The sequence below is a fragment of the Paenibacillus amylolyticus genome, assembly GCF_001570725.1.
Taxonomy (GTDB): domain Bacteria; phylum Bacillota; class Bacilli; order Paenibacillales; family Paenibacillaceae; genus Paenibacillus; species Paenibacillus amylolyticus_A.
This window is the reverse complement of the sequence record NZ_BCNV01000001.1, coordinates 3,887,710-3,907,363: the sequence shown is the minus strand read 5'-3', so window position 1 is coordinate 3,907,363 and position 19,654 is coordinate 3,887,710. Positions and strand designations below refer to the sequence as shown.

23 protein-coding genes are annotated in these 19,654 nt (G+C 45.5%); 17 read left to right on the top strand and 6 right to left on the bottom strand.

The annotated features are described in order from the left end of the window. Window positions 1–195 precede the first annotated feature (195 nt). From PAHA3_RS17320 to PAHA3_RS17300, 5 genes are all read left to right on the top strand, one after another. Entirely contained in the window at window positions 196–1,476 is a 1,281-nt protein-coding gene (locus PAHA3_RS17320) for a hypothetical protein (RefSeq protein WP_062835814.1), read from the top strand. Window positions 1,477–1,647: 171 nt separating this feature from the next. Next, window positions 1,648–1,968: a MazG nucleotide pyrophosphohydrolase domain-containing protein gene (locus PAHA3_RS17315; protein ID WP_062835813.1), complete on the top strand. Its 321-nt coding sequence runs from the start codon at window positions 1,648–1,650 to the stop codon at window positions 1,966–1,968. A gap of 22 nt (window positions 1,969–1,990) precedes the next feature. Then, window positions 1,991–2,572, top strand: a complete 582-nt coding sequence (locus PAHA3_RS17310; protein WP_062835812.1) for a TIGR00730 family Rossman fold protein — start codon at window positions 1,991–1,993, stop codon at window positions 2,570–2,572. A gap of 332 nt (window positions 2,573–2,904) precedes the next feature. After that, window positions 2,905–3,321 carry a hypothetical protein gene (locus PAHA3_RS17305; RefSeq protein ID WP_062835811.1) on the top strand — a complete coding sequence of 139 codons (417 nt, stop codon included), beginning with the start codon at window positions 2,905–2,907 and terminating at the stop codon, window positions 3,319–3,321. Window positions 3,322–3,420: 99 nt separating this feature from the next. Then, complete coding sequence (locus tag PAHA3_RS17300) at window positions 3,421–4,215, top strand: hypothetical protein (RefSeq protein WP_062835810.1); 795 nt, start codon at window positions 3,421–3,423, stop codon at window positions 4,213–4,215. 166 nt (window positions 4,216–4,381) lie between these two features. Here PAHA3_RS17300 and PAHA3_RS17295 read toward each other — a convergent pair whose 3' ends face one another. Next, window positions 4,382–5,197, bottom strand: a complete 816-nt coding sequence (locus tag PAHA3_RS17295) for a class I SAM-dependent methyltransferase (protein ID WP_062835809.1) — start codon at window positions 5,195–5,197, stop codon at window positions 4,382–4,384. Between the two features lie 73 nt (window positions 5,198–5,270). After that, window positions 5,271–6,212, bottom strand: coding sequence for a helix-turn-helix transcriptional regulator (locus tag PAHA3_RS17290; RefSeq protein WP_260986625.1), 942 nt, complete (start codon window positions 6,210–6,212; stop codon window positions 5,271–5,273). Window positions 6,213–6,300: 88 nt separating this feature from the next. On the opposite strand from PAHA3_RS17290, the gene PAHA3_RS17285 reads away from it, so the two are divergent. Then, window positions 6,301–7,734: a glycoside hydrolase family 1 protein gene (locus PAHA3_RS17285; RefSeq protein WP_062835807.1), complete on the top strand. Its 1,434-nt coding sequence runs from the start codon at window positions 6,301–6,303 to the stop codon at window positions 7,732–7,734. Window positions 7,735–7,895: 161 nt separating this feature from the next. On the opposite strand, the gene PAHA3_RS17280 is transcribed toward PAHA3_RS17285, so the two are convergent. Further along, complete coding sequence (locus PAHA3_RS17280; protein WP_062835806.1) at window positions 7,896–8,561, bottom strand: phosphatase PAP2 family protein; 666 nt, start codon at window positions 8,559–8,561, stop codon at window positions 7,896–7,898. Window positions 8,562–8,733: 172 nt separating this feature from the next. On the opposite strand from PAHA3_RS17280, the gene PAHA3_RS17275 reads away from it, so the two are divergent. Then, window positions 8,734–9,306, top strand: coding sequence for a hypothetical protein (locus PAHA3_RS17275; protein WP_062835805.1), 573 nt, complete (start codon window positions 8,734–8,736; stop codon window positions 9,304–9,306). A gap of 186 nt (window positions 9,307–9,492) precedes the next feature. On the opposite strand, the gene PAHA3_RS17270 is transcribed toward PAHA3_RS17275, so the two are convergent. The 3 genes from PAHA3_RS17270 to mgtE all read right to left on the bottom strand — a co-directional run bounded on the left by PAHA3_RS17270 (window position 9,493) and on the right by mgtE (window position 12,404). Continuing rightward, window positions 9,493–10,278 carry an AraC family transcriptional regulator gene (locus tag PAHA3_RS17270; RefSeq protein ID WP_062835804.1) on the bottom strand — a complete coding sequence of 262 codons (786 nt, stop codon included), beginning with the start codon at window positions 10,276–10,278 and terminating at the stop codon, window positions 9,493–9,495. A gap of 19 nt (window positions 10,279–10,297) precedes the next feature. Next, complete coding sequence (locus PAHA3_RS17265; protein WP_062835803.1) at window positions 10,298–10,879, bottom strand: LysE family translocator; 582 nt, start codon at window positions 10,877–10,879, stop codon at window positions 10,298–10,300. Between the two features lie 154 nt (window positions 10,880–11,033). Further along, on the bottom strand, window positions 11,034–12,404 hold the full coding sequence (gene mgtE, locus PAHA3_RS17260; RefSeq protein ID WP_062835802.1) for a magnesium transporter: 1,371 nt from the start codon (window positions 12,402–12,404) through the stop codon (window positions 11,034–11,036). 190 nt (window positions 12,405–12,594) lie between these two features. Between mgtE and PAHA3_RS17255 the strand changes: the two genes are divergently transcribed. From PAHA3_RS17255 to PAHA3_RS17210, 10 genes are all read left to right on the top strand, one after another. After that, the gene (locus PAHA3_RS17255; RefSeq protein WP_062835801.1) at window positions 12,595–13,305 is read left to right on the top strand and encodes a DNA alkylation repair protein; all 711 of its coding nucleotides are present in this window, start codon (window positions 12,595–12,597) and stop codon (window positions 13,303–13,305) included. Window positions 13,306–13,335: 30 nt separating this feature from the next. Continuing rightward, window positions 13,336–13,890 (top strand): methylated-DNA--[protein]-cysteine S-methyltransferase, encoded by a 555-nt coding sequence (locus PAHA3_RS17250; RefSeq protein WP_062835800.1) that lies wholly within the window; start codon window positions 13,336–13,338, stop codon window positions 13,888–13,890. A 220-nt stretch (window positions 13,891–14,110) separates the two neighbouring features. Then, window positions 14,111–15,337, top strand: coding sequence for an amidohydrolase (locus tag PAHA3_RS17245; protein ID WP_062835799.1), 1,227 nt, complete (start codon window positions 14,111–14,113; stop codon window positions 15,335–15,337). A gap of 128 nt (window positions 15,338–15,465) precedes the next feature. Continuing rightward, complete coding sequence (locus PAHA3_RS17240; RefSeq protein WP_062835798.1) at window positions 15,466–15,876, top strand: GNAT family N-acetyltransferase; 411 nt, start codon at window positions 15,466–15,468, stop codon at window positions 15,874–15,876. A 26-nt stretch (window positions 15,877–15,902) separates the two neighbouring features. Next, window positions 15,903–16,358, top strand: a complete 456-nt coding sequence (locus tag PAHA3_RS17235; RefSeq protein WP_062835797.1) for a GNAT family N-acetyltransferase — start codon at window positions 15,903–15,905, stop codon at window positions 16,356–16,358. A gap of 13 nt (window positions 16,359–16,371) precedes the next feature. Continuing rightward, on the top strand, window positions 16,372–16,800 hold the full coding sequence (locus tag PAHA3_RS17230) for a GNAT family N-acetyltransferase (protein WP_062835796.1): 429 nt from the start codon (window positions 16,372–16,374) through the stop codon (window positions 16,798–16,800). A 41-nt stretch (window positions 16,801–16,841) separates the two neighbouring features. Beyond that, on the top strand, window positions 16,842–17,543 hold the full coding sequence (locus PAHA3_RS17225; RefSeq protein WP_062835795.1) for a DUF1361 domain-containing protein: 702 nt from the start codon (window positions 16,842–16,844) through the stop codon (window positions 17,541–17,543). Window positions 17,544–17,582: 39 nt separating this feature from the next. Next, window positions 17,583–18,212, top strand: a complete 630-nt coding sequence (locus tag PAHA3_RS17220) for a hypothetical protein (RefSeq protein WP_062835794.1) — start codon at window positions 17,583–17,585, stop codon at window positions 18,210–18,212. Beyond that, window positions 18,209–18,670, top strand: coding sequence for a DUF6896 domain-containing protein (locus tag PAHA3_RS17215; protein ID WP_062835793.1), 462 nt, complete (start codon window positions 18,209–18,211; stop codon window positions 18,668–18,670). The genes PAHA3_RS17220 and PAHA3_RS17215 overlap by 4 nt, the downstream gene beginning before the upstream one ends. Before the next feature lie 37 nt (window positions 18,671–18,707). Then, a complete protein-coding gene (locus tag PAHA3_RS17210; RefSeq protein ID WP_062835792.1) occupies window positions 18,708–19,652 on the top strand; it encodes a GNAT family N-acetyltransferase in 945 nt (314 codons plus the stop codon). Window positions 19,653–19,654: the final 2 nt, after the last annotated feature.

Sequence of the window (19,654 nt, the reverse complement as noted above, 5' to 3'; positions counted from 1 at the left end):
ATCCTTTCATATTCAGCTCATGTTCCAGCATTTCGATAAAATGCTCTTACACATACCTCCTTATTGTAAAACAATTACCTCGGAAACGGAAACCGTTTCGTTTGATTTCACTGGAAGGGTGGCGTTATATGTCTAATTTTGCGATGATGTGAATAGAATGTACTCGCTAGTTAGGATAGAAAGGACAGGGATACCATGCTGAAAGAACGCATTGAACTGCTAAGCAAAAGAAAACAAATCTCCCGTAAAGACCTTGTGGAAGGTCTGGTCACGCAGGCTCATTTTGCAAATATTCTGGCGGATCGTTATCCACTCCCTGAGGACTTGGCAGAAGCCATCGCTGGGCGTCTTGGGGTACCCCCATCCTATATTGTAAAGGCGGCAGATCAGGACGAGGAAACACTTGAACGGGCAGAGGTTATTTTCGAACAAATGTCAGTTCCAGCGTCGGCGATATCCGAAGATACGGTGCATGCGCTGGCAGATCGGGATGACACGCTGACCGTAGAGCTGACAACGGCCTTGATGAAGGCGGTCTATTATCAGCAATTAAACGATGCAACGGCTCATGAATATATACATACGTCTTACCTCAATTTTTACCTGGAGAAATACGGTCGTCCAGACGATATTGATCTGCCGCGTCCGTTAGTTAAGGCGCTCTTATTCTATAAAATACAATATTACCGCTCTAAAATGGCCTTTGTGGATGTGCTAACTCATGCAACCAGGCTCAGTGAGCTGGCGCTTCCTGGCAGTGAATTCTGGCTGTCTGTGCAAAACATCAAGATGGAGGCCTACATTCAGGTCAAACAGTATGAAGAGGCAAAACAGGTATTCGAGCTTACGATGCGTCATGTCTATGATCAGCGGATGTTCCATCGTTTGTCCGGATTATATGTGGCATATAGTGGCTATTGCTTCGCGATGGGGCTGGTTCAAGAGGCACTCTCTGCACTAACCATGGCGGAAGCGAACCTCGTGTATGCTGGCAACCAGGGTGATCTGGTGACGGCGATTGCCAACAATCGGATTGTCATGCTGACGATGACAGGTGAACTGGATCAGGCACAGGCTGAGATTGAAAGATTTGAGTCGCTATTGCAGCAGGAACCGGAAGAAACACAGCAGGCCATGCAGCCGCTCATCGGTGTGTATAGATGCGAAGTAGCTCTGGCACGGAAGAACTGGGGCGTGCTTGCGCAGAGTGTAGATCAACTTTTGAAATGTGCAACAACACAGGACCAGCAGATGAGCGCAACCTTCTACCAGAGCCATCTGGCTCTTGCACATGGAGATCGCGAGGTTTTCATGGAGCGGGCACTTGCGTGTCTGCCTTATTTTGAATCTGCGCAGCATGTCATGCGGCTTGAACCTTTATATGAGGGAATGGCCGTTGTGTCCGAGGATCAGCGGAAATACAAGGAAGCGGCCATGTATTATCGGAAGCTGGTATACCTGTTACGCAAAAAATAGAGCTGGAAATGGAATTGGAACAGCCTTACCTCATAAACAGATCCCAGAACGATCATTTAAATATACAGTCGGCTGGTTTCAACAAACGATGAAATAGATTGTTAACTTTCATTATGGTATTATTATTTTCGAGTTTTGAGATCAAGTCATCTTGTTATGTTGGAGGGGAACATGGATATTATTGAATTTCAACAATGGGTTAAGGAATATTACAAGAATCGCAACTGGTCAGACTTAGATATCTTTGTCCGTATTGGATTTCTCGCCGAGGAAACCGGGGAAGTAGCTCGTGCCATCCGTGCATTAGAGATTGGTAGGGATCGTCCAGATGAGGTTGCAGGTACATATCAAGATAATAAAACTGAATTAACAGAAGAACTTGGAGACGTTTTGGGAAATCTCATCGTGATCGCAAATAAATATGATATATCGCTTGAAGATATCCTAATATCTCATAAACAAAAGCTTCAGGCACGTTACTCAGAAAAATAAAATAAACAACCGGAGATGGATTATGAAATCAATCGCTGTATTTTGTGGTTCTAGTGAAGGAGCTTCTTTGATTTATAAAGAAGGTGCACTTAAATTAGGCCAAGAGCTTGCCAAACATCAAATCACTTTGATTTACGGTGGAGCTAATGTCGGGCTTATGGGAATTGTTGCTGATGCAGTGCTGGAACATGGGGGTTCTGTTGTTGGAGTACTCCCTCAATTTCTCCAAAATCGTGAGATAGCACATACGGGCTTAACAGAGCTTATTATGGTGGATTCCATGCATGAGCGCAAAGCAAAGATGGCTGAATTGGCAGATGGATTTATTGCTCTTCCTGGTGGACCTGGAACATTAGAAGAGTATTTCGAGATTTTTACATGGGGTCAGTTAGGATTGCATCAAAAGCCGTGTGGATTACTGAATATCAATCAATATTTTGACCCACTTGTAGCTATGTTTGATACTATGGAACGCGACCATTTCATGCAATCAAAGTATCGTGATATGGTCATTACAGATGATACTCCAGAGGGAATCTTGAAGCAGTTTTCGATTTATAAGGCTCCTTCAGTCAAAACGTATCTCACCGAACAGCGCACTTGATTATTGCATTGTTTAAAACGGGGAACATCAAAGTTGAAAAAAGTGTGGATGTTGGAAAGCTGATGGGTTAAATCCCACTGTTTTTGGTGTGATTTTGTACCTTGCCAGCGTACTTGACGCAAAATATATCTGCTAATAGTGAAATGAAAATCGGATTAGCAGATCTTTTTTTGCGAAATTGGCTTCAAACCTTACCAAAGAAACGATTATCCGGTAATTCAATTGCCGGATTTTTCGTTTTTTTTGTATGCCGCCAGAAGGGTATTCAAGGACAAGCCGTGGTGTTTATAATTTAACTATAATCAAAAATAAAACAAATTGAGGTGTTTTCAATGGGATGGTTCGGTAAAAAGAACAAACAGGAAGATGCAATTGCTAAAGCGGATAAAATGATGAATAAAGGACTCACTGGCATGATGATGAAAGGTTTTGTATCAAAGGAACATCGGGAGGCCATCAATCAGAGTCTGGATTCGGCAAAGCAGGCACAATTGGCGGCGAGTGGTTCGCTTCCATTAACTGCAACAGCTACGGTGGTGACGATCACCGATACGGGGAAACTGATCAACTTTGATCCGATAGTTGTGCTTGTATTGGATGTGACGGAGACAAACGGTAACCAGTATCAGCGTACATTGGAGACACTGGTATCGAAGATGCAGATTCCACGAGTAGGCGATCGGGTGGGATTAGGTCAGAATCCAGCAAATCCGTCTGAGCTGATTTACATGGGGATATTGTCTATCTAGAAGGTATTTGGTTATAAGATAGTGATATTCTATTTATGAAATGCGTATAACAACGATTAATAGAGATATTAAAAGAAGTATTAAGAGAGGGTGGATCATATGGTAGTTTTCCTGAGGTTCATTGGCGTATTAACGGTGTTCGGAGTGGGGTTCTCCCCATTTCTGGCACAGCAGTTGTGGAATGATCCGTTTATGGTTATGCAGGCATGGTGGTACACTCCGGCGATCTTTGCCGGGTTCGCACTGATCTTTGTTCCTGCGATTTTGAGCAATATTTTTGGCGTAGGTCGAGTGAAGACAGGTTTACCAGCAGTTGGGGTCATTAAAACTATACAACAGACAGGTACGTATATTAATGAACAGCCTGAGGTTCGGTTGTGTCTGACGGTGTCGCGTAAGGGGCGAGAGAAATACGATACGGAGATGAAAACTGTCATTCCATTGACATCCATGGCACAGTTCCAACCGGGCAGTTTCATTCCGTTAGTGGTTTCTGTTAAGGATGAGCGCAAGGTAGGACTTGATCTGAAAGGGCGGTTGTCGCAAGAAGATATGCAGCAATTGCTGGATGAGAAGATGGTACAGCAAGGGGTATCTCCTGAAATGATGGATATTGCGAGAACAGGTGAAAAAGCGATGGCCAAGATTCTTGATGTCACTCCACTGGGGAGTGAAGGTAGCAATAAAATCAAGCTTCAGCTCAAGCTCAGCATAACAAAGACGAACGGTGAAACCTTCAATGTGACAACGCAAAAAGAAATTTTGTCATCTGCGCTGCCGCAGGTGCAGCAAGGTCATATCATTAACGTCATTTATTCAAGACAAGACCCAACAAAATTGGTGTTGGCATTGAATGTACAGGAGCGACAATTAAGTGACTTATTCTCCTCCTGATGATGTAGACAAAAGCATATATTCAAATCTCGAACGCAATGAGTCGTACGATTTGCTAGAGCAGAATAACGCTATAAAAAAGGAGATCCTACAGATCATGTTTATGACGTGTAGGACCTCCTTATTTCATTTGGTATGTACCAAAGGTGCAAGCAACGTACTGCTTTCAGACAATACCAAGGCGCATGCGATAAGAAAAGAGTACTTTTCTGGATTCTCCATCAAATACACGATTAGCCAGCTCTCTAAAGTCGTCGGCAGCTGTTAATAGATCATCCGCTCCGAGCTTCAACGCCGTTTGTAGGCCGCCTTGGCTCAGGGCAAGATTGACGTAACGATCGGCTGTGAATGTCTCGTGGTGATGAAACACGATTTCCCGAACATATCTGAACAGCCCGGACTGCTGAATCTGCTGCAGATGCCCATCTTTGCTCCATTTGTGTGCCTGATTCTCTTGAGGAGCCAGACTGGCTGCTCGATGATCTGCCTCCGTATTCAGCTGCAGATAGGCCTGTTCCAGCTGCCAGTCCAGCATTGGCGGCCAATCGCAGTCGTAGGCAGCAAATATGCCCCCTGTACGAAGTACACGTGCAAACTCGCGCAGTGTGGGTTGCGGCTCCATCCAGTGAAACGATTGCGAGCAGGTCAGCACATCCACACTACCATCCGGAAGCCCGAGGTCGTGAGACAAGCCAGACACGAACCGAAGGTTATCCGGCTTGCCAGCAGATTCCCACTTGGACTCCGCGACAGATCTCATGTCATCGCTGGGTTCAAAGCCCATGATGCGTTCTGCCTCATTAAGCCAGATCCACGATGATAAGCCGGTGCCACAGCCAACATCTGCGACCATACGCGGTGTGCTGCCAAGATATGTCGTTAGAATATCCACCACTTCAGTGGGAGCAGCTGGCCGATTTTGATCGTATAACGTACCGAAACCTTTGAAACGTTCCACATTGTTGCGTCTAATGTCTTGCATGGATAAACCTCCTTCGGTCAGATGGATGACAGAGAGTCAGCTGTGCTCAAAAGTTGTATAGGCCTATATTATATCATTCATTGTCGGGTTGTTTGTTCATGACGTTCTGCAAATGTTCAACAGCTTTGATATGACGCCTGAGCAATTCCTGTCCAACATGAGCAGGCTCGATGACGGTCAGCTCGGAACCAAACGACAGCAGGAAGGAGTAGAGCCATTCCCCAACATTCAGTTCGAGAGAGACACGGAGCCTGCCATCAGGCTCTTTTTTAATGAGGGACGGTTCGAAAAAATCATGTACTCGGTATGCAATGGTGCTGGAAAACGAGAGTGTCAGAGGGGTCAGGGCAGGAGCTATCTCTGATTCAGGATAGGTTGACCCCGCATTAAAAGAGTGATCGTGTTTTCTCGCCAGAAAAGTCAACTGGGTGATCCGTTTCATCTTGAATGTCTCGAATTCTCTCCGGTCGGGATCATCATGGATATATCCTTTGAAGTACCACGTACTGTTTTTGAATATAAGTTTCTGTGGCTCCACGGTCGGAATGCTCTTCTCACCATCCGAATTAATGTAGTGAAACGTAATTAGTTGATTTGTTAATATAGCCTGTTTCACCTGATTGAACAGTTCTCTCTCCTGGAGGGGAATGCTGCCCCATGGCGAGAAATTGAATTCGATCCAATCCAGTTTGTGATCAAACAGGGCGGTTAACCGTTGCAGCATATGGGCACTGTTAAGATGGGGAATCGCACTGACGCTATAGAGTCCCATCAAAATTTCGTTCTGGTCTTCTTCCGACAGCAGCGACTTGTCCATGACATAGTTGTCCATCAGATGAATGCCGCCATGCTTGCCGGTCGTCGTATAGACGGGAATGCCCGCAGCGCTCAGCCGATCGATATCACGGTACACCGTGCGTACAGAAATCTCGAACAAACGGGCGAGTTCGGGTGCAGTGGCTTTCTTTTTCTCCAATAACAAAAGCAACATTCGAAATAGTCGGTTATTTTCCATGCCATGATTATACCATGACAACAGGTGTCAGGGTATGGGTGGTACACTGGTTACATAGTCTTGTTGAGATATGAAGGAGGAACTGATCATGACAATGAAAGAAGGATTTTACTGGGGTGGCGCTACGGCTGCCAATCAATTCGAGGGTGGATGGAACCAAGGTGGCAAGGGGCCGAGCACGTCTGACATGATGACAGGGGGAACCCACACGATTCCACGCCGGATTACGCCTGTATTGGAAGAGGGTACGTATTATCCGAGCCATGAAGCGGTTGATTTTTACGGACATTACAAAGAAGATATTGCCATGATGGCAGAGATGGGCTTTAAAATGTTCCGCATGTCCATCAACTGGTCCCGGATCTATCCGAACGGTTATGATCTGGAGCCCAACGAAGAGGGATTGCAGTTCTACGATAATGTCTTTGCCGAGTTGAAAAAGTACAATATTGAGCCGCTCGTAACGATCTCTCATTATGAAACGCCATTCGGTCTGACACAGAAGTATAACGGCTGGGCTTCCCGTGAAGTCATCGACTGTTATATCCGTTATTGTACAACCCTGTTCAACCGTTACAAGGATCAGGTGAAATACTGGTTGACGTTCAACGAAATCAACATTTTGACAATGCCAATGGGTGCTTATATGGGTGCAGGTATCTTGTTCGAAGGCAAAGAGTCGTTGACGGATGGTATCGATAATCCACAGACTCGCTTCCAGGCACTGCATCACCAATTTGTCGCAAGTGCTAAAGCGGTAAAATTGGGACATGAGATCAACCCTGAGTTCAAAATTGGCTGTATGGTTGCGTTCATGACAACGTACCCAAATACATGTAACCCGGACGACATGCTGCTTGCACAGAAGAAAGACCAACTGTCTAACATGATCTGTGGTGATGTACAGGTTCGTGGCGCGTATCCTGGATTCGCTAAACGTTTCTTCGCCGAAGAAGGCATCCAGATCGAGATGCAACCGGGAGACGAACAGACCCTGCGCGAAGGCTGCGTAGACTTCTATTCTTTCAGTTATTACATGTCTCTGGTTGAAAGTGCGGATCAGACGTTGGAAAGAGCAGAAGGTAATCTGCTGGGCGGAATCAAAAATCCATATCTCGAAGCTTCCGACTGGGGCTGGCAGATTGACCCTAAAGGATTGCGTTACACGCTGAATCATCTATATGATCGTTATCAGATTCCACTGATGGTGGTTGAGAACGGTCTGGGCGCTGTCGATGTGGTCGAGGAAGACGGCTCCATTCAGGATGACTATCGCATTGATTATCTGAAAGGTCACATTGAACAGATGAAAGAAGCCGTAGCTGACGGCGTAGATCTGATTGCCTACACCATGTGGGGATGTATCGACCTGGTTAGCGCATCCACTGGGGAGATGAAGAAGCGTTATGGCTTCATTCATGTCAACAAGGATAACGACGGTAACGGAGACTTGAGCAGAACACCGAAGAAGAGTTTCCACTGGTACAAAAAAGTTATTGAATCCAATGGTGAAGAGCTATAATTTGGTGTGAAAAAAACTAGATCCGCCAGTTCCCTTTAATGGGACAAGCGGTCCATGTAGTCCTGAACTCGTTCAGGACTACTATATATGAATATAAAAATACCCGGCGATCCTTCAGTTAAGGAAAGCCGGGTATTTTTATGTGCACGCACTGGTCGCGATTATGCCAGTCTTCTGGACTGCAGTTGGGACATACGCTCCAAGTGACGCCGGTAAAACCATATGCAGGTGGAGAGCCAACACCCACTTAAGAAGTATCCGCCTACGATATCACTTGGATAATGCACCCCCAAGTAGATACGACTTATACCAATGGTCAGTATAAATACGGCGCTGGCAATAATCATCAGCACACGGCCCGTAACGGTGGGTACATGTTTCCAGATCAGAAAAGCCAGTCCGCCATACAGGCTAAATGCGGCCATGGAATGCCCACTGGGGAAGCTGTAGCCGCTCACTTCGATGATCCGGTTAATGGTAGGTCTAGCACGCTGGAATACCAGCTTGAGCAATGCATTTAACAGGGTTGAACCGGCGAGCACACAAGCCAGGAAGAGCAGTTCACGTTTGTGTCGCAGGCAGACGTATAACACAATCATGGCAATGATTGTAATGATGACCACAGGCATTTCGCCGCCAATCCAGGTGAACAACTGCATGAATTGCGTCATACCTGGCGATTCCAACCCTTGAATCCATCCTATTAGCGTATCATCAAATCGATGAATCTGGTTGTCGCTGATGGACAGGGCGATGCTTACAAAAGCGATCATGCATAACGCTGCAACGAGCAGCGGGAATGAGATGTTCCTTTTCCAGTTGTGCATCAAATGTTGAGTTCCTCCGTGATGAGTGATTTCGTGTGTTGTGTCCTTGTGTATGTCGGACATAACGATATTTGTATTGTGCTATAATTTTACAATAAATATAGCAGCAATAAAAATATGTAACCTTAACAACGGTTGTTCAAGCAGAGAATCTAGGAGGGGAGCAGTCGGAATGAAACGACGGTTGGTGATGTGCATGTTGGTCTTACTGTTGGTTGCGTCTGGGTTAGCTCTATTTTCTGGAGAGAAAGTGTATGCTTGCAGTTGTGTCGAGAGTGATGTTCAGGAGAGATTGAAGACCCAGACAACGGTATTTACGGGAAAAGTGGTGAACAAAGGCCATTCTCAACAATCGAAGCATGATGGCATGTTAAGAGAGTATACCTTTGATGTAGATACGGCATGGAAGGGAGTCAATGCCAAAAAGATGAAGATCATAGGGAGTGACGGAGGGTCTGAATCCTGTGGCATTCAATTTGAGAAAAATCAGTTCTATCTGATCTTTGCTTATCAAAATGTATTAGATCATAAACTTCATACGAATCTGTGCAGTGGCAATGTTCCTATTGAACAAGCCGGAGATGATCTGAAATTACTGGGCGCGGGCAAGGTTGTAAGTAAAGAAGATTTTGGAGAAACCAACGATGGGCAAAATGGGCCTCTTTATCTCATCTTATCCGGTGCAGTCGTTTTATTGGCGGCGTTGGCAATCGTGTGGGTCTGGAGACATAAGAAAAGAATCTGATTGCAAAAGGACGGAAAGAACCTGAAGAAGCGTAGCGTTCGCCTAAAGCTTTCTATAAGAAAGCTGCATCGGAAGCATACGCTATCACCGGATGATCCCTTAATAAAAAGGGATCAAAAATCTGGGGATAACAGCGATCAGAAGGTTATTCTGTCATCGGAGTGGGCAGTGTAAATATTCTTTAGTTCAATTTGTATAGTTTAGCTGCAACATGTATTCATAAGCGGTGACGCCAAATACCCGTTTGAAATGTCGGTTCAGATGGGTCAGATCGACGAATCCACAATCGGCAACAGCAGCATAGACGTCCTTGTGTGTTTCGATGGACTGACGGGCACGCTCAACCTTGCAATTCAAGAAAAATTGGTAGGGTGATATGCCAGTATGTGATTTGAATTCACGGATAAATTGAAACTTGGACATGCCAAATTCGGAACTCAGGTTGTCCAGCTTGAGCACATCCTCGGTGCTACAAAACATAATTTCCTTGGCTTTGCGGACCAGGTTGTCCTGAGGCAACCAGAGCTTGGTATCCATTTCCTTCTGTGCCAGAAGGTGAACCAGATCGAAGAGTCGTTCGCTACATTCAGCTTCGTCTTGTCTATGTTGAACGGCATCGTTCAGCATCAGAATGCTCCGTGCAAGTTCGGGTTCATAGACGATGGGAGTTGCGAAACGCAATTCCTTTTTACCGATAATCTCTTCTACCAAATCGGGCTTCAAATACAGCATCACATAGTCAATGCCAGCTTTATCATAGGAGCTTCCATCATGGGACTGTTCATGGTTGAACAGCATGACACCATTTTGGTGAGAAGCCTGATATTGTCCGTCCAAATTGTATTGTTGAATGCCGCGCAGCGTTACGCCAACCGCGTACTCTTCGTGGCAATGCTTTTTATAGGTGAAATCAGTAAAGCTGGCGGATAGTGCCAGCACGTCTTGCGACTTTTTGTAGTTAAACCGTTCCATGCAGCACACCTCCCAAGCTTTAGATCAATCCGGATACTATAATGGCTGAGTATAACAAAAAAAGAGCCATGAGAATACTTAGTAATTTTTGGTGACGATTCAGCAGCGTTTTGAAAACCGTGCCAAACACAACCCAACTGGAATAGGCGAGAAAGCCAATAAAGGTAATGAGAAGCACGAACAGAAACGATGAGAAGGAACTTTGATAAAAGGGTAATACATAACTTGGAATGACAGTGAAGGTAAACAAGACCACCTTTGGATTCACAAATTGCATGATGAAACCGTTCCAGAATCCGGTAACTTGTTTCGGTGCATCCTCAGTGGTACCCATCTTGTAGATCTGGTACGCCAGATACACCATATACAGGCCGCCGACAATCTGCATCACCTTCAGAATTCCGGGTAACACTCCCGCCAGAAGATGATTAAGAAAAGCTGAACCGGTAAGCAACAGACCAAATGCCAGCGTAGCCCCCCACACATATTGCATCGTTTGACGCGCCCCAACCTGCTGTACGGAAGAAAGAATTACGATATTGCTAGGGCCCGGGGTAAACGTAACGACGATGCAGTAGATTAAAAAAGATGCAAGATTCATGATGATGCTCTCCTCTGGTTGTAGTCTAGTTCCATGATCATATATCCAGAGGGAAAAACCATATAGTACATTATTGCAGCATGTGACTCTGTAAATGTAGAAAAGAAAAACAGCGTAACCCAACCGCTTCATAAAAGGCGGTCTGGTCACGCTGCTACATCAAGGCATCGAGGAAACGTGTGGCAATCCCAAAATAGATAAACAGGGACAAGATATCATTCAATGTGGTGATTAATGGGCCAGAGGCGACAGCCGGGTCGACTTTGAAACGACTAAGCAGAAGGGGGATACAGGTACCTGTCAGTGTACCAATGACAAGAGTGAGGAACAAAGACACCCCAATAATGGCGCCAAGCAGCCAATCCCCTTGCCAAAAATAAGCAATGACGGTGATCAGTAATCCGCACACCAATCCTATCATCGTGCCTACTTTGATCTCCCGACCAATCAGTGCGAGTACGGTGGCTTTGTCGAGTTTGCGTCCAATTAATCCACGTACCACAACAGCCAGAGACTGGGTTCCTGTGTTCCCCGTCATACCCGCGATCATCGGCATGAAGAATGCCAGTGCGACAACCTGATTCAGTGTATCTTCGAAGAAATCCACAATGCTTCCAGAGATCAATCCAATCAACAGAAGCAATATGAGCCAGGGAAGTCTGCGTCTGACCGCCACGAGCGGTTTGGTATCAAAATCGATATCCTTGCTACCGCCACCCATCTTGGCTAAATCTTCACTCGCTTCAGCCATAATAATATCAATGACATCATCCATCTGGATGACACCACATAACCTGTGATTCTCATCTACCACCGGAAGCGCCATAAACTCATAACGCTGCAAGAGCTGTGCGGCTTCTTCCTGGTCCATATCCACCGTTGCATGGATTACCCGCCGAGTCATTAGGTCTTCAACTTGAGTCTTGTCGTCAGCTAAGGCAAGGGATCGATAACTCACGACACCGACCAGTTTGCCTTCATTATCAGTCACATAGAGGTAACTGGAGGCGGAGATATGCATGGTACCTTGCGATTGTCGTAAGGCTTCCTTGGCTGTCTCATGAGCAAGCAAAGTCCGATATTGATCCGTCATGATGCGTCCTGCCGTCTCTGGCGGATAATTAAGCACGGACCGGATAATGGCCGAGTGGTCCAGATTCATATTGGACAGCAATTCTTCTCTGCGTTTGGCAGGCAAATCGTGCATGAACCGGATCAGATCACTTTTGTCCATCTGCTGCATGACTTCAAGCGTTCGTTCCGGTCCGAGTCGTTCAAACAGCTGAATCTGCTCATGCAGCTTGAGGGTCTCGGCGAGATCCGCTAGGGCATCGGGTTTGAAGAGGAGCAGAAACCGATTGGTCTCTTTTTCAGGGAACTTTTTATATACGAGTGAGAGGTCGTAGGGATGCAGTTCTTTCACCAATTTATAGAAATCGGACAGGTTCCGCGATTGCACATGTTGCACGAGTTGTTCGGTGATTTCCTCAACGGAGAAATCTTTCTTGGAATCAGATTCTTTCATATCGACACTCCTTTCTAAACGATCAGCTTCATATTTTTAAACGAAATGGGTTGGCGGTTAAACAATGAAGGGAAAAAGAGATTTCCCAAAACGATATTGTAATCTTGCTCAAACATTCGAGGTGGGCTTACAAACGAGCGCTGCAAGGATATACTTGTTGTATGGCAACAGACGAGGAGGACATGCGTTAGTGGAAATAGATATCAGAACACAATTGCTCAGCTTGGCTGAGCCGGAGTATCAGAAATTCTCGGCTGCGCTCATTCCCAACATCACGAATGTACTAGGTGTGAGATTGCCAGTCTTACGAAAGATTGCCAAACAGATTGCAGCCGGGGACTGGCGCACGTATCTGGAGACGGCAGACGATGAATACTTTGAAGAAGTGATGCTGCAAGCGATGGTGATTGGACATGTACAGGCCGATCTGGACGAGCTGCTGAAGGCCATTGAAGCATTTGTGCCGAAGATCGATAACTGGTCAGTGTGCGACAGCTTCTGTGCGGGACTAAAATATACGAAGATGCATTCGGAGCCAATGTGGACGTTCTTGCAGCCCTATCTGCGATCAGATCAGGAATATGAAATCCGGTTTGGCGTCGTGATGCTGTTGAATTTTTATCTGGATGAGAGATATATCGATCAGGTTCTAAGCGCATTGGATCAGATTAGGCACGAGGCGTATTATGTGAAAATGGCAGTTGCCTGGGCCATCTCGATGGCTTATGTGAAACAACCTGAAGTGACCATGCGCTATCTGAAGCATAATACCCTGGACGATTTTACGTATAATAAGGCACTTCAGAAAATCACGGAATCTTATCGCGTTGACCCGGAGACCAAGCAGAGGATTCGCGGTATGAAACGTAAGGTGAAGAAGCAGGTTACGTCCCAGCATTAAGCATTCCACCGGGGAGAGGGCGATAAACGGATGAGAAAAAAGTTGATGTACACCACGATGCAGTTAGACGGTCGTCCATGGGTGTTACTCGCTACGGAACAAGGCTTGTGCCGAGTGGTCATGCCCAATGAAACACTGGAGGACTGGAGCGGCTGGATACGGAAAGTTGCACCAGGCGTGGAACTGGAAGAGAACGAGCATGCGCTGAAACAAACAGGCATGATGGACTGGTTGCAGTCCTATTTTGCAGGAGAACCCATGGCTTATACAGATGCAATCCCACTGGACTTGATCGGAACGAACTTCCAGCAGGAGGTATGGAGAGAGCTAGGGCGTGTGCCTTACGGTGAAATTCGGACCTATGGTGACATCGCTGCAGCGATTGGAAGACCATCGGCTGTGCGAGCAGTTGGGGCTGCAAATGGAGCCAATCCGATTCCGGTTCTGTTACCCTGCCACCGTATTATCGGGGCCAATCGCAAGCTGACTGGATTCCGTGGAGGCCTGGAGATGAAGCGCAGACTGCTGGATATCGAACAGATTGAAGGCGTGACCGATGGAGGACATGCGCGGTTTCATTTTTAATGGAAGAGCGGAATCAAGCAGATTAAGGTGATATGGACAGGGCAGGCACGTTATTGTGCCTGTTTTTTTGCATGTATTAAGGTAGAGTAATATAAACGTTCTGCATATGGAACACCAACGTTTTACGTATTTTTGCCTGGTGAAACCGTATGGTACCATGGATCATAGAACAATCGGTATCCGGGGGACGTAATGCCGGGTGAGAAAAGAGGGATGACATATGGAAAAGGTCTACTGGCTAACGAACGTGACTTTGGAGCAGAGTTATGTTCGAGAAGGAGAACAGGTGACGGGGACACGGACAAGCCCTGCTCATCTGCGGATTGAAGATGGAGTGATCGCGGCGATCGTGGATGGAAACAACCCGTTGTCTAGTGATCTACCACAAGTAGATGGCAAGGGACTTTTGCTGCTGCCTTCGTTCGAGGAGGCACATATTCATCTGGATAAAACCTACTACGATGGGCCGTGGGCAGCCGTTAAACGTATCTCCAGTATTTTCGAACGTATTGAAGAAGAGAAGGTTCTGTTGCCCAAGCTGTTACCTGATGCGAAGCGTCAAGCGGAGAGTATTCTGACCTTGATCCAGGGGTATGGCTCCACACATGTGCGTAGTCATTGTAATATTGAACCCGTCAGTGGGTTGAAAAGACTGGAAGCGACGGGGCAGGCTCTGGAATCATTTTCGGGCAAAATCTCTTCAGAGATCGTGGCTTTTCCACAGCATGGACTGCTTCGCTCCAATTCAGTGGAGCTTATGGGCCAAGCGATGAAGGAAGGTGCAACGCATGTGGGCGGTCTTGATCCTCATACGGTGGATGAACAGATCGAGAAATCACTGAACGCCATGGTTGAACTGGCTGTTCAGCACCATGCGGGCATAGACATACATCTGCATGATAGCGGGCAGGCTGGCAAACAAACGCTGCTGGAACTCGCGAATCTGACCGAAGCAGCAGGGCTTCAGGGCAAAGTTACCGTGAGTCATGCGTTCTGGTTCGCCCACGCAGAACAGCAGGAAGCAGAATATATGGCGCAGCGAATGGCTTCGCTTGGGATGAGCATTGCTTCCACGGTGCCCATTGGCAGAACGATGATGCCCCTTCCCATGCTCCACCGTATGGGCGTGAACGTGAAGCTGGCAACAGATAGCCTGACGGATCATTGGTCTCCTTTTGGCAATGGGGATCTGCTTGAGAAAGCAGGACGCTTCGCAGAACTGTATGGATATAGTGATGAACTGTCCTTGTCTCAATCTTTGGCATTCGTAACAGGCGGTATCACACCGCTGAATTCACATGGGCAGCAGGTATGGCCGAAGGTAGGTGATGCAGCGAGTTTTGTACTGGTTCATGCAAGTTGTTCGGCGGAAGCTGTTGCGAGGCGATCTGCGCGGCAGGCCGTATGGTACAAGGGGCAATTGGTCAGTGGATCAACATCGGATTGAGGAAAATAGAGCGTATAGAGCCACGGGGAACCGTGGCTTTTTGGCATGGGAGAAAAAGAGGAAGGAACTGTTCGCATATACCACATTTTGGGTTATGATGGACGTAGTTAATGAAGGGAGTATTACAAATGAAGATTGAATACGCAACGGAAGCTGACTACGACTATATCATTAATAGTGATCGGCATATCCATCAGCCACTTGTGAAAACGAAGATTTCTGAGAAAGAAATATTCATCCTATGGGACGAGGACGAGGGATCAAGAGTTGGATGGATGAGATACGGTTACTTTTGGGACAACCTTCCCTTCATGAATATGATCTGGGTTGATGAACCCTATCGAAACGGCGGATTTGGCAAAAAAGTCGTGCATCACTGGGAAAGTCTAATGAAGGAACAAGGCTTCGATACCGTGATGACTTCAACGCAATCAGACGAACATGCCCAACATTTCTATCGAAAGCTGGGGTATGTTGATGCAGGGGCTCTGTTGCTGGATGTGCAGCCTTTGGAGATTATTTTAATCAAGAAGATCTAGTAAATAAGCTGCAAGGAGAGATGACTGTGGATGTGAAGCAAGTAACCCTACAACCCATAACCAAAGAAAATGAACTGGAGTGCATTCACCTTAATTCACGGGAAGATCAGCTGGATTTGGTTGCTAGCAATGCGGATTCATTGATTCATGCGACGAAGGAAATTACATCTAAACCATACGGCATCTTGGCAGAGGATCAGATGGTGGGTTTTATTTTATTTGATAACGAGATCTACAATGACGGGTATTACTGGATTCTACGCTTCATGATTGATGAGAAGCATCAGGGTAAGGGCTACGGTAAACTGGCTATTCAAGAAGTGATTCGTATGTTGCAAGAGAGAAGTGACTGCCAGCAAATCAGGGTATCCCATGTTCCACATAACATTGCGGCAAATGCGCTGTATAAGCGTTGCGGATTTCAGGACACGGGTGAATTCGAGGACAACGGTGATATCATTTTAAGTTATCAAGTGAGGTAATGGGGGGAGCTAGATGATAAGAGAGGCAGAAGCTAGGGACGCAGCAGTGATTGAAAGGCTGTATAAAGAATTATTGCCGAACAACTTAAACACCAAGGTGCTTGCAGAGCGTATTGAAGAAGTTCGGAATAACTCAAACAGTTTCTTGTTTGTGTATGAACTGGGTGATCAGGTAATCGGCACGGCTCATTTACATATTTGTCTGGATGCTTTGGTGGAAAATAGACCATTCGGCGTAGTTGAGCGGGTTATCATTACGGAACATGTGCAGAGCAATGGATATGGATCTGAATTGATGAAACATATAGAGCATGTATGTGAGCAGAAAAATTGTGTGAAGGTGTTTCTTACGAGCGGATCATCCAGAAACGAAGCACATCACTTTTATACGAAATTGGGGTACAACGGAGAATCCAGCAAGGCATTTAAAAAGTATTTATAATTTATACCATTCATCAAGGAAAAGGAAGTAGAAGCAAAGATATGAAAGATAACAAACATCCGGTTCAAGATCTCCGACTTATTGGTACATTGCTCGTGGCTACTCTTTGTTGTCTAGGTGTTGTGATGTATTTACGTGCTCAAACAGATACGAACATGTATCGCTTTTTGAGCTGGGATATGTTCTTGGCATGGGTACCTTTCATCATCTCATCCTGCATTAGATACATATTCAATAAGAAATTAACCACAACGAGCGTTATATGTATGGGGCTGATGTGTGCAGTTTGGCTCTTTTTTCTGCCCAATGCGGCCTACCTTTTTACGGAGATCCTGCATTCATTCAGATATTTTGATGCTCAAGGGGAGGTTAGATTTTGGGTTAATATTGATTTTTGGTATAGTCTCACCCTGACGTTTGCCGTAGCGATTATCGGATTGCTGCTCTCAACTTGTTCGATCATTCATATCCATGGCATGTTAAACAAATTAGTCAATAAGTACATTAGCATGATGGTTGTCGGCGCTATTTTGCTATTGAGCAGTATAGGGGTCTACATTGGTAGATTTAATCGGTGGAATTCGTGGGATGTGTTGTCGAGGCCTGGGAAGATCTTTGTGGATCTTGTGAATGATTTCAATGCAGCGAACAGCATGATGGTTGAGTTTGTCGCCATTGTATTTACGGTTCAACTTTTTGGATACGTTATCGTATCTTTGCTAACCGCAAGGTCTAGCCGTTAATTATTCCATTCGAACGGGTAAAGGAGGCAATATCACACGATGGGTAATCTTAATTTTATCGATAAACTTCCTCACATTAGTGAATGCAAACAGATTCTAAAGGCAGCAGCGATGTTGGATGCCATTTTGATGCCGGAATGGGAGTACAGGTATTACTCGTATAATTCCCAGTGGGACACGAATGAGCAAATGGCATCCATGAGAGATGGGCAAGGAGATCATTATTTTGCAATATTCAGTCCGAATGGGCTGATTATTAAAGGCTTTGATAAAGAGTATACACTTCAGCATAAGGTTGATAGGAGTGAGGTGGTAAAAAGCGTTCCAGCAGCATTTAATACATTTTTGGCAGAGCCGGCATTTGTAATAGATCAGACGACGTTCTGTATCTGGAGTGTGGCGGATCAGGAAAGGTGGTCTGCGGGCACGGTGCTTGGGGATCATGAATACGAACTGTTAGAGATTTTGGTAGGCGGCGCGAAATATTATCATGCTTGGGCACAGGATTACTACGAGATAGTGTTGGATATCAAACTGGTTGAACAGGTATTTGATATGAAGCCGATCGATGAGGTCTTACTACAGCAATTAAATGATGAACTGAGATTAAGTGATATCGAAGGTGAAATTGCAGAAATTGGATACCCGGATAAGGATCTGAAGGTATGAAGGCGATAACGCAGGAAATTACAGAAGAATTATTGACTGTGATGGATATATACCAAAGAATCGCGCGGCAATTGATCGAGCAATTGATATTGGAAACGGATCAGCCTGATCGTATGGAGATCCTGGCAGGTGCTTACGATATGCTGACCAATGCGGATGTAATCCATGGAGGAGAAGAATTAACGGGAGACTGGTTTTTTGATGTTCATGGTGAGCACTGTATGTTCCAGAATACAGAAACAGGGCAGACATTGGAGGTTTCCCTTGGTAGTCCAGAAGATGTGGGTAACATGGACCCCTACTTTTTTTATAATTTTATCAAAACAACGCCAGAGATTGCTTACCTAACTGCGTATTTCGAGAATCCGTTTAAGGACATGTTGGATTTCTTCGAACGTTTGCAGGCACAGCATGTGTTAATTCATGTTCACGGGGTGGAATATAGAAAGGTTCTTTAATTGCTGTACATGTAATTAGAACCGAGGAGGAATGACGATGGGTTTAACGGAATGGTCTACAGATATTCTTCAATATGATTTGTCGGATGAATATTCGATTCGCAAAGCTGATTTTGCCGAATGGGGATTATATTGCACGGTTTATTATGATATGCGTTATGTCGGATTTTTCAGGGAAGAAGAGTTCAGTTCTTCCAAGATCAGTGCGTACTGGATGTACAAGGGGGAAAGCAAAATAGGTGGCGTGAGAATGGAGCCTAACCGGATGTATCATCTGTTTTTCATCCCGCCATTCCAGCAGTGCTTTGAGGTATTGAAACTTCTGAAGCATAAATTATTACAGTGGTCCGATCGCACCAAACGCATTCTGACCTTTGAGATTCTTCCAGACCAAGTAGATCTATACGCAAGAGCTGGATTCTGGCCAGTGGAGTTCAGATGTCGCTGGATGCAGCGGCCTACAGATCATTTTGAGATCGAGTGGGACAGCAGGGTAACCGTGAAGAGTCCAGAGATTATTGAAAGTGAAACCGGCACCAGAAAATATGTGAATGAAGATGAAATTGCTCAATGTGACCTGGAGAGTTTTGCAGGAAGTCTTGAAGCTACACGAAGAAATAAAACCTCCCTTGCAGACTTTATACCTGACGAAGATCCTAATTATACGAATGAGATTCTAACTCAAGCTTCCACCCTAGTATATGACAAGGAAACGGGACAGCTTATTGCAAATTGTCGCTTGTGCTTGCAAGATAATCAGGCTGCTGTGTATAGCATAGGGGTTCGTCCGGCATATAGAGGAAGAGGGCTTGCTACACTGATGTTACAGAGAGCATTAAATGAACTTAAGGGTCAGTATCCCGTGCTACGATTGTATGTGATGCAAGGAAATGATGCGGAGTCCGTGTATCTGAATCTGGGCTTTATGCCGGGTGTGCAGGAGATTCAGACGATGTATATTCCTGAGGAGGAATCACAATGAAG

What these genes read in the sequence shown, in the direction of transcription:
- PAHA3_RS17320 (WP_062835814.1), top strand. Translation starts at nt 196, where the DNA reads ATGCTGAAAGAACGCATTGAACTGCTAAGCAAAAGAAAACAAATCTCC.
- PAHA3_RS17315 (WP_062835813.1), top strand. Translation starts at nt 1,648, where the DNA reads ATGGATATTATTGAATTTCAACAATGGGTTAAGGAATATTACAAGAAT.
- PAHA3_RS17310 (WP_062835812.1), top strand. Translation starts at nt 1,991, where the DNA reads ATGAAATCAATCGCTGTATTTTGTGGTTCTAGTGAAGGAGCTTCTTTG.
- PAHA3_RS17305 (WP_062835811.1), top strand. Translation starts at nt 2,905, where the DNA reads ATGGGATGGTTCGGTAAAAAGAACAAACAGGAAGATGCAATTGCTAAA.
- PAHA3_RS17300 (WP_062835810.1), top strand. Translation starts at nt 3,421, where the DNA reads ATGGTAGTTTTCCTGAGGTTCATTGGCGTATTAACGGTGTTCGGAGTG.
- PAHA3_RS17295 (WP_062835809.1), bottom strand. Translation starts at nt 5,197, where the DNA reads ATGCAAGACATTAGACGCAACAATGTGGAACGTTTCAAAGGTTTCGGT.
- PAHA3_RS17290 (WP_260986625.1), bottom strand. Translation starts at nt 6,212, where the DNA reads ATGGAAAATAACCGACTATTTCGAATGTTGCTTTTGTTATTGGAGAAA.
- PAHA3_RS17285 (WP_062835807.1), top strand. Translation starts at nt 6,301, where the DNA reads ATGACAATGAAAGAAGGATTTTACTGGGGTGGCGCTACGGCTGCCAAT.
- PAHA3_RS17280 (WP_062835806.1), bottom strand. Translation starts at nt 8,561, where the DNA reads ATGCACAACTGGAAAAGGAACATCTCATTCCCGCTGCTCGTTGCAGCG.
- PAHA3_RS17275 (WP_062835805.1), top strand. Translation starts at nt 8,734, where the DNA reads ATGAAACGACGGTTGGTGATGTGCATGTTGGTCTTACTGTTGGTTGCG.
- PAHA3_RS17270 (WP_062835804.1), bottom strand. Translation starts at nt 10,278, where the DNA reads ATGGAACGGTTTAACTACAAAAAGTCGCAAGACGTGCTGGCACTATCC.
- PAHA3_RS17265 (WP_062835803.1), bottom strand. Translation starts at nt 10,879, where the DNA reads ATGAATCTTGCATCTTTTTTAATCTACTGCATCGTCGTTACGTTTACC.
- mgtE (WP_062835802.1), bottom strand. Translation starts at nt 12,404, where the DNA reads ATGAAAGAATCTGATTCCAAGAAAGATTTCTCCGTTGAGGAAATCACC.
- PAHA3_RS17250 (WP_062835800.1), top strand. Translation starts at nt 13,336, where the DNA reads ATGAGAAAAAAGTTGATGTACACCACGATGCAGTTAGACGGTCGTCCA.
- PAHA3_RS17245 (WP_062835799.1), top strand. Translation starts at nt 14,111, where the DNA reads ATGGAAAAGGTCTACTGGCTAACGAACGTGACTTTGGAGCAGAGTTAT.
- PAHA3_RS17240 (WP_062835798.1), top strand. Translation starts at nt 15,466, where the DNA reads ATGAAGATTGAATACGCAACGGAAGCTGACTACGACTATATCATTAAT.
- PAHA3_RS17230 (WP_062835796.1), top strand. Translation starts at nt 16,372, where the DNA reads ATGATAAGAGAGGCAGAAGCTAGGGACGCAGCAGTGATTGAAAGGCTG.
- PAHA3_RS17225 (WP_062835795.1), top strand. Translation starts at nt 16,842, where the DNA reads ATGAAAGATAACAAACATCCGGTTCAAGATCTCCGACTTATTGGTACA.
- PAHA3_RS17220 (WP_062835794.1), top strand. Translation starts at nt 17,583, where the DNA reads ATGGGTAATCTTAATTTTATCGATAAACTTCCTCACATTAGTGAATGC.
- PAHA3_RS17215 (WP_062835793.1), top strand. Translation starts at nt 18,209, where the DNA reads ATGAAGGCGATAACGCAGGAAATTACAGAAGAATTATTGACTGTGATG.
- PAHA3_RS17210 (WP_062835792.1), top strand. Translation starts at nt 18,708, where the DNA reads ATGGGTTTAACGGAATGGTCTACAGATATTCTTCAATATGATTTGTCG.